Source organism: Psychrobacter sp. ENNN9_III, assembly GCF_001462175.1.
GTDB lineage: Bacteria > Pseudomonadota > Gammaproteobacteria > Pseudomonadales > Moraxellaceae > Psychrobacter.
Window position 1 is genome coordinate 1 of the sequence record NZ_LNUO01000189.1, and the last position, 7376, is coordinate 7376.

Annotated in this window: 9 protein-coding genes; all 9 read right to left on the reverse strand. The window is 42.4% G+C overall.

Features of this window, described 5'->3' with window-relative positions:
* Window positions 1–69: 69 nt before the first annotated feature.
* Window positions 70–990 carry a TonB family protein gene (locus PENNN9_RS11595; RefSeq protein ID WP_075103064.1) on the reverse strand — a complete coding sequence of 307 codons (921 nt, stop codon included), beginning with the start codon at window positions 988–990 and terminating at the stop codon, window positions 70–72.
* 421 nt (window positions 991–1411) lie between these two features.
* Window positions 1412–2179, reverse strand: coding sequence for a class II aldolase/adducin family protein (locus tag PENNN9_RS11600; RefSeq protein WP_058369830.1), 768 nt, complete (start codon window positions 2177–2179; stop codon window positions 1412–1414).
* 130 nt (window positions 2180–2309) lie between these two features.
* Entirely contained in the window at window positions 2310–2726 is a 417-nt protein-coding gene (locus PENNN9_RS11605) for an acetyl-CoA carboxylase biotin carboxyl carrier protein (RefSeq protein ID WP_227511817.1), read from the reverse strand.
* Window positions 2723–2878: a hypothetical protein gene (locus tag PENNN9_RS12745; RefSeq protein ID WP_156410101.1), complete on the reverse strand. Its 156-nt coding sequence runs from the start codon at window positions 2876–2878 to the stop codon at window positions 2723–2725. The genes PENNN9_RS11605 and PENNN9_RS12745 overlap by 4 nt, the downstream gene beginning before the upstream one ends.
* Before the next feature lie 53 nt (window positions 2879–2931).
* A complete protein-coding gene (gene pxpA / locus PENNN9_RS11610) occupies window positions 2932–3666 on the reverse strand; it encodes a 5-oxoprolinase subunit PxpA (protein ID WP_058369832.1) in 735 nt (244 codons plus the stop codon).
* Window positions 3656–4576 carry a biotin-dependent carboxyltransferase family protein gene (locus PENNN9_RS11615; RefSeq protein WP_058369833.1) on the reverse strand — a complete coding sequence of 307 codons (921 nt, stop codon included), beginning with the start codon at window positions 4574–4576 and terminating at the stop codon, window positions 3656–3658. The genes pxpA and PENNN9_RS11615 overlap by 11 nt, the downstream gene beginning before the upstream one ends.
* 49 nt (window positions 4577–4625) lie before the next feature.
* Window positions 4626–5279: a 5-oxoprolinase subunit PxpB gene (pxpB, locus tag PENNN9_RS11620; RefSeq protein ID WP_058369834.1), complete on the reverse strand. Its 654-nt coding sequence runs from the start codon at window positions 5277–5279 to the stop codon at window positions 4626–4628.
* A 71-nt stretch (window positions 5280–5350) separates the two neighbouring features.
* The gene (gene accC / locus PENNN9_RS11625) at window positions 5351–6697 is read right to left on the reverse strand and encodes an acetyl-CoA carboxylase biotin carboxylase subunit (RefSeq protein ID WP_058369835.1); all 1347 of its coding nucleotides are present in this window, start codon (window positions 6695–6697) and stop codon (window positions 5351–5353) included.
* Window positions 6698–6753: 56 nt separating this feature from the next.
* On the reverse strand, window positions 6754–7272 hold the full coding sequence (gene accB, locus PENNN9_RS11630) for an acetyl-CoA carboxylase biotin carboxyl carrier protein (RefSeq protein ID WP_058369836.1): 519 nt from the start codon (window positions 7270–7272) through the stop codon (window positions 6754–6756).
* Window positions 7273–7376: the final 104 nt, after the last annotated feature.

The following is a 7376-nucleotide window of genomic DNA, read 5'->3' on the forward strand; positions in this document are numbered from 1 at the left end:
TCAGTATGAACATATTGACAAGAAATATATTTTTATTCATATGCAGAGTTTTAGATATAATTGTCTACATCAAGGCATCTCATAATTTAACTGCATGGGTACAGTGGCATTTACTAGCACACCGTTTTTTTGAAATGGATTGAGCTGTCCTTCTCTTATTTGAATCATTGCTACCGCATCGATAATTACATTGCCCGATGACTGAAGTAGTTGTACCTCAGTAATGTGACCATTTTTATCGACATGTAGCTCCAATAGTACATGAAAGATATCACCCGAGCGGGCAGTAGTATTGCGCCATATTAGCAGCGGAAGGCTAGTATTAGGTTCGTATTCGCCAAGCCAACTGGCTTGTTCTTCCAAAAACGGTACTACTTCACTACTCTCATCAATTTTGTCGTCTGGAGCTAATTGTTCAGGTTTTCGTTCACTCGCTTGATCTGTTGCCAACACTTTAGAAACGGCATCATTAACCGCCTGCAGCTGCAATTTATCTTGTTCGATACGCTTCCTATTAGACTGACTTTGAACAGCTTGCTGCTGTATAGCTTGTTCGCGATTGAACTGTTTTGTCACGGCCAGAATCATCGCGGATAAATCTGACTCTGCCTCATCTTTGGCATTCGATATTTTTCTTGATTCTGTGATTACTAGCTTTTGCTCTGATGAAAAATCCTTGGTCTCTTGATTTGACTTAGGCTCTTTTGTAGCTATGACAGATTCTTTTATGGGCTTTAATGGTTCTGCTTTTAATTCAGGTTCTATAGCTTCTAATATGGGTGCGGGCTTGGCAGATTTGGTAAGTTTGATGTTTTCAGTTTGCTCAGTTACTTCTTGTACTGGTGGCAATGACTCTTGAGGTTGAGAAACGGACTTGAGTTTTGGTCTTACGTCAGGTTTTTCGTTGGATAGTGCTGATAATGTTATTAACTCTAATTGAATTGTCTTAGGCTCGAGAGCATTTATCATAGGACGTTCAGGACTATTCATAGATACCATAGCCCATACAGTGACACCATGTAATACTATAACAAGAATAGCAATCCAAACATTGATAAGGCGAGTAAATGGATTCGATATCATAATAATTTATAAGATAACCCATTAGAAGTAACTATGTTTATAGTTTGATCAGAGTGATAAATCGAGTGATAGCTAAAAAATATAAGTAATCCCTTGTCGCCCTGATCGACACTAAAAACAGAGATGGGGTCTATAATCCATACCTTGCAAAGCAATGAATAATGATACAAGCCAAATTGTATATTGCGCCAAATCAACATGCATAACAAGCCTAATCTGAGACAATATATAAAAAGTATTCAATGTTATCTTTATACCTTAGCTAATACGCTCTCTAAACTGTAGAGTAGCTGTCCCTGCTGCTGCCATTCAGAGTGATCATCAATCATTACTCCTCAAATGACGGATCGGTACGGCGTAGCTTCCTTAGTAAGGCTGGCCAAGCGATATCACCATTGGCCTCTTTAGTGACTGCATTTGATGCTGCTTTAATACCAGCTAAGATTTGCGGTGGTATATGGGTCAACTCACTACCGCCACTCTGGGCTTTAATTTGCACTTCGCACGCCCTTTGCATGATATACATAAATAAAAACGCATCGGCAACGGTGCTCGCACAAGTGAGCAGGCCATGATTACGCAGAATCATAAAGTTGGCATCGCCAAGGTCATCGACTAGTCGCACCTTTTCTGCAGGGTTTAGTGCTACCCCTTCATAATCATGATAGGCCAAGTTAGATAACGGAAATAATGATTGCTGAGAAATAGGTAGTAAGCCTTGCACTTGAGTAGAGACGGCAACCCCGTCACTGGTATGTAGATGAATGACACAGTGAGCGTCGGCGCGGGCTTCATGGACCGCACTATGAATGGTAAATCCTGCTGGATTGATATCGTAGGCTGATGATAATATTTTTTCGCCCGCTTGATTAACTTTAACAAGGTTTGAGGCAGTAATCTCTTCAAACAATAAACCATAAGGGTTGATTAAAAACTCATCCTCAGTATCTGGTACTCGTGCTGAGATATGTGTGAAGACCAAATCATCCCAACCATATAATGCAATAAGTCGGTAGCAAGCGGCAAGATTGACTCGCATATCCCATTCTTGTTGAGTTACCCTTCCTTTTACATCTGATATCGTTTCGTTTTCCATGATGTCATACATTCCTGTTTTAGATACTATTGATAAATCCGTCATCCGCCTTTCAAGCAACTTAACAAAAAGAGTTAAGCTACATATAAATAATAGCCTTAATAAAGACTATTTTCTCACTTTAATTTCTTTATATTTCCAAAGCTAAAATAGACTGCCCGTATTCAACACTTTGCCCATCCTCAACCAATATATCGCTCACGACACCTTCTTTGTCACTGACCACAGGTAGCAGTCGAGTCAATTCTTCAATAAAGCAAATCGTTTGACCTTTTTTAATGCGATCGCCTTTGCTAACTAAATGATCAGTTGCCCCATCTTCACTTAAATAAACTCGACCGACATGCGTCGCGCGCACCTGTGATAGAGCACTGCCAATGTTTTCAGTTTTTTGAATGGACTTTGTCTTTAAAGGATGGATAGTACCCTGCTGGTTTACATTATTCACTACCGTAATTGACTGTCCACTAGCTTCAATCGTTACTTTATACAATTGGCTACTTTCTACCAGTTTAACTATCCGCGCCACTTGTTCTATATCCATCATAAACTCCTTAATTGATACCAAGACACGGCTACTATTCGCCAAACGTTAAGCTGGACGCCAATATCCATAATAATAGAGATTAAAATAACAAAACCAAAACTTGCCATCAGGCTTTCGGTAAAAGCTGTATTGTGTTTTTTTAAGGTACTCATAAACATCCTTGTTTTATACAGAGTAGGTGGTTCAAGCGATTATTAATCTGATATTAAGCTGATATCTCAATACCTTTTAGTTCTAACTGCTTCTTTATTTCTTTTGCGAAAAGAATGGCATGTTCGCCGTCACCATGTAAGCATATGCTTTGGGCATCTACCGGCACCTTTTCACCGTATACACTGGTAACAGAACCTTCAGTAATCATTTGCATGACATGATTGGTCGCTTCATTCGTGTCAGTTATTAGGGCATTGTCTTTGCTACGTGAGACGAGCGTGCCATCTTTTTCATAGTTTCTATCGGCAAATACTTCAGATATCGCCTCTAGACCGTGGTTCTTTGCTGACTTGACTAGATAGCCACCTGATAGACCCATTACTTTTAGATTGGAGTCGAAACTCTTAATTTCACTGACCAGAATATCTGCTAATGATTCATTGGCAGCGGCTTGGTTATATAAAGCGCCATGCGGTTTGACATACTCTAACGGCACACCAACCAAGTCACAAAGCGCTTTGGTTGCGCCCAACTGATACCGCATTAAGGCACGATAGCCCTCCTCACTCAAAACTTGATCACTGCGACCAAAGTTCTCTCTATCGTCTAGACTGGGATGAGCCCCTACCCTGACGTTATTTTTTTTTGCCAACTGTAAGGTGGTTAGCATCTCGGCATAGGAGCCTGCATGTAAGCCGCAGCACACGTTAGCCGAGCTTACTATGGTCAATAGTTTATCGTCTTGTCCGCAGCCTTCGGCAACGTCGGCATTTAAATCAACTTTCATGGGCGTACTCCTTAATTTGCTCAATATAATGTTGTCTTTTTTGCTGCTCACGCAATGCTTGCTCTACCTCTACGACGACAAATTGACAATTTTTACCAAACCGAATTTGCGCCATGAGCCCTATATCAGCGTTAATTACCGTCGCAATTTTAGGATAGCCGCCTGTCGTTTGGGCATCAGCCATCAGAACAATCGGCTGTCCTTGTGGCGGTACTTGAATCATGCCGATATCGACACCATGCGAGCTCATTTGCACAGCTTCATTAAACTCAAGTGCGGTACCATCCAAGCGATAGCCCATACGGTTGCTACTGCTTTGTAATTGCCATTGCTGTGATTCAAACGCGGCTTTTGAGGCAGAGGTAAAATACTCGTACTCACTGTTTTTTATTACTCTAATCCTATTGGTCGGCTCAAGGCGAGCCACCCCTATAACCCGTAAGCTTGAATCTGTTCTCACTTTCACCACATCATCTGCTTTAAGATACCTGCCTTTAAAACCGCCAAAACTGGCTTTCAGATTGGTGCTCGACGATTGCAGTACCGGCTCGATATCAAAGCCGCCGTGTACACACAGATAGCTATACATACCTTGCAATGGACGCAGTAGTTTAAGCGTTTGCCCCGCCTGTGCATTAATACGCCAATAGCAAGGAATACGCTTATCATCTATATATGCCTCGTACAGCGCACCCGTTAAGCAAAAACTGACGTCCTCTTCAAACTGTACCGTAAGACTACCGACCGCTATTTCAATAGCAGGCTCGTTAAGATCGTTCTTTAACAACGCGTTTCCCGCTTGCAAAGCCCAGCTATCCATCACCCCGCTTCTATCCACGCCCATGCTTCGGTAGCCAAATCGTCCTGAGTCTTGGATGCTAGCAAGCGCACTCGTGGTTAAAATCTTCATTGATAGCACCTATTTATTGTTATTAGCAGATATCTGATTTAAAGATGTTTTATTCATAAATATCAATAGCGGTAAATTTCAGGGTATCGCCTGCGTTAAGCAAAGCATGCGACGCTTTTGTTAAATCAAATAAAGGTATATCAGTTTGGCCTAACAGCTGCCAACCACCTGGGGATTCAAAGGGATAGACACCGGTTTGTTCACCACCGATGCCGACCGAACCTGCAGGCACTCTTGTTCTTGGGGTCGCATGTCTTGGAAAATATAAGGATTCAGATAAGCCGCCAAGATAAGGGAAGCCTGGCTGAAAACCAATGAAATAAACCGTATAAGTCGCCTCGGTGTGTAACTTGACAACCGCTTCAACGGACAGACCCAATTCAGTGGCCAGTGTTTTTAAATCAGGGCCATATTTGCCGCCATAATGTACGGGGATTTCAACATGCTTACCGTTTATGGTTTTTGAAGGAATGTCGTTAAGCAAAGCTGATAGGTTATCTTTAAACGCTTCAAGCTCCACCCATGTTAAGGAGACGGTGAAGACACTTAGTGTATTCATGCCGATGACGACTTCTAAGACTTCTGGCATCTGCTGTATGGTATCGGCGAGCGCCCAGCACTGTTGCTGCTTCTCTAACGTTATAGGTTTAGGGAAAAACAAAGTTAGATTGGTCTCACTGCATAGTTGCCATTGTAATTCCATTACCACACGCTCCGTTATCTTTGTTTCTCATTTCGGCTTCAGATCTATTTTTAGAAATATTAAAGCTCAATTTAGATATTCTCTTTTATCCATTCGGTCAGATAATGAATACTCACTTGACCCTGACAAAACGCTTTATCTTTAAACAACCGCTCGTGAAGGCTGATATTGGTATCAATGCCTATAATTTGCGCTTCTGATAAGGCCGCTTGCATCTTTTTAATCGCCGCCTCCCTTGAGTGATCATGCACGCATATTTTCGCTATTAAACTGTCATAAGAGGGCGGAACGGTATAGTTCGACTCGATATGGCTATCGACTCGAATACCAAGCCCTTCTGGCATATGACAGTAATCTATACGGCCAGCATTGGGCAAAAAGGTATCCGGATTTTCAGCATTAATACGGCACTCAAAAGCGTGTCCATTGATAACGATATCGCTTTGTTTATGCGCAAGCTCTAACCCTGCGGCTACTCGTATTTGTTCTTGGACGATATCGACCCCAGTGACCATCTCGGTGATTGGATGCTCAACCTGAATACGTGTATTCATCTCGATAAAAAAGAACTCACCATTTTCGTATAAAAACTCAAACGTCCCCGCACCTCTATATTTCATTTGTTGGCAGGCAGTCGCGCAAGCTTGACCTATCCGCTGTCTTTGTTCATCTGTGATACCTGGCGCTGGCGCTTCCTCTATCACTTTTTGGTGGCGGCGCTGCATAGAGCAATCGCGCTCACCAAGATAGATAGCATTGCCGTGGGTATCAGATAGCACTTGGATTTCGATATGGCGCGGCGCTTGTAGGTACTTTTCGAGATAAACAATAGCACTACCAAAATTGGCTTTGGCTTCTGTTTGCGTCATAGAAATAGCGGATAATAAATCGGCCTCTTTTTCTACGACGCGCATACCGCGGCCACCACCGCCACTCGCCGCTTTAATAATAACGGGATAGCCAACATCACTTGCAATCTTGATTATCTGAGCGCTATCTGCGGGCAAAGCACCTTCGGAACCCGGCACACAAGGCACACTTGCGGCAATCATCTGTTTTTTGGCAGCGACCTTGTCTCCCATCTGTCTGATATTATCTGCGGTCGGTCCGATAAAAATGAGACCAGACTTTTCAATCAAATCTGCAAATTCAGCATTTTCGGACAAAAACCCATAGCCTGAGTGAATGGCGTCAGCGTTGGTCATTTTTGCCGCGGCGACAATGGCTCTTTGATTTAAGTAGCTGTGTGTTGCATTAGCAGGCCCAATACATATACTCTCATCAGCGAGGCGAACTGGGAGTGAGTCTTTATCTGACTCCGAATGCGCTATGACTGACTGAATACCCAGCTGTTTGCAAGCTCGCACAATGCGTAGGGCAATCTCGCCACGGTTAGCAATTAAGATTTTTGAGAACATGTCGGTCTTCCTAAGCTGGTCTTCATAGAAAATACAGTAAGTAAGATGAACCAATCTCAGTTGGCTGGTTCAATGACAAACAAGGCCTGTCCATATTCTACGACATCACCTTCATCTACTAGTACGTCTTTGATAGTACAAGCAAAATCAGCTTTGACCTCATGCATCATTTTCATAGCCTCGATGATACATAGCGTCTGTCCCTCATCTACCTTATCCTCTGCTTTAACAAACTCGTCAGCAGTAGGCTCTGAGCGCCGATAAAAAGTTCCTAGCATAGGTGCTGTTACTCGATTTTGGGCGTCTTCATTTACCTCTTTTTTATTGAGAACTGCATCGCTATCATTAACAGCGTTTTGACTGCTCTCAGCGCTTGTCATTGTTCGCTGTGTTGAGCCGGAGGTGCTAGCAAGATTGCGCTTGTTGTTATTGTTGTTATCACTGATATCTTTGTTGTCATCAGAGCGACATACTATAGAGATGCACGCGTCACCATCCGTTACTTCTAAGGAATTTATGTTAGAGCGTTCAGCTATTTTGATGAGCTTTTCAAGGTCAGGAAAGTTAATATTCATATGACTAGCTATTCCATTAGAGTGAAAGAAAACGATTAGTTTATTTGGTACATTGAATAATTACGTTTAAACGTAGCACAACTGCTGTACTCAATCGTAGCAGT

What these genes read in the sequence shown, in the direction of transcription:
- PENNN9_RS11595 (WP_075103064.1), bottom strand. Translation starts at nt 990, where the DNA reads ATGAATAGTCCTGAACGTCCTATGATAAATGCTCTCGAGCCTAAGACA.
- PENNN9_RS11600 (WP_058369830.1), bottom strand. Translation starts at nt 2,179, where the DNA reads ATGGAAAACGAAACGATATCAGATGTAAAAGGAAGGGTAACTCAACAA.
- accC (WP_058369835.1), bottom strand. Translation starts at nt 6,697, where the DNA reads ATGTTCTCAAAAATCTTAATTGCTAACCGTGGCGAGATTGCCCTACGC.
- PENNN9_RS11605 (WP_227511817.1), bottom strand. Translation starts at nt 2,726, where the DNA reads ATGATGGATATAGAACAAGTGGCGCGGATAGTTAAACTGGTAGAAAGT.
- PENNN9_RS11615 (WP_058369833.1), bottom strand. Translation starts at nt 4,576, where the DNA reads ATGAAGATTTTAACCACGAGTGCGCTTGCTAGCATCCAAGACTCAGGA.
- pxpA (WP_058369832.1), bottom strand. Translation starts at nt 3,666, where the DNA reads ATGAAAGTTGATTTAAATGCCGACGTTGCCGAAGGCTGCGGACAAGAC.
- PENNN9_RS12745 (WP_156410101.1), bottom strand. Translation starts at nt 2,878, where the DNA reads ATGAGTACCTTAAAAAAACACAATACAGCTTTTACCGAAAGCCTGATG.
- accB (WP_058369836.1), bottom strand. Translation starts at nt 7,272, where the DNA reads ATGAATATTAACTTTCCTGACCTTGAAAAGCTCATCAAAATAGCTGAA.
- pxpB (WP_058369834.1), bottom strand. Translation starts at nt 5,279, where the DNA reads ATGGAATTACAATGGCAACTATGCAGTGAGACCAATCTAACTTTGTTT.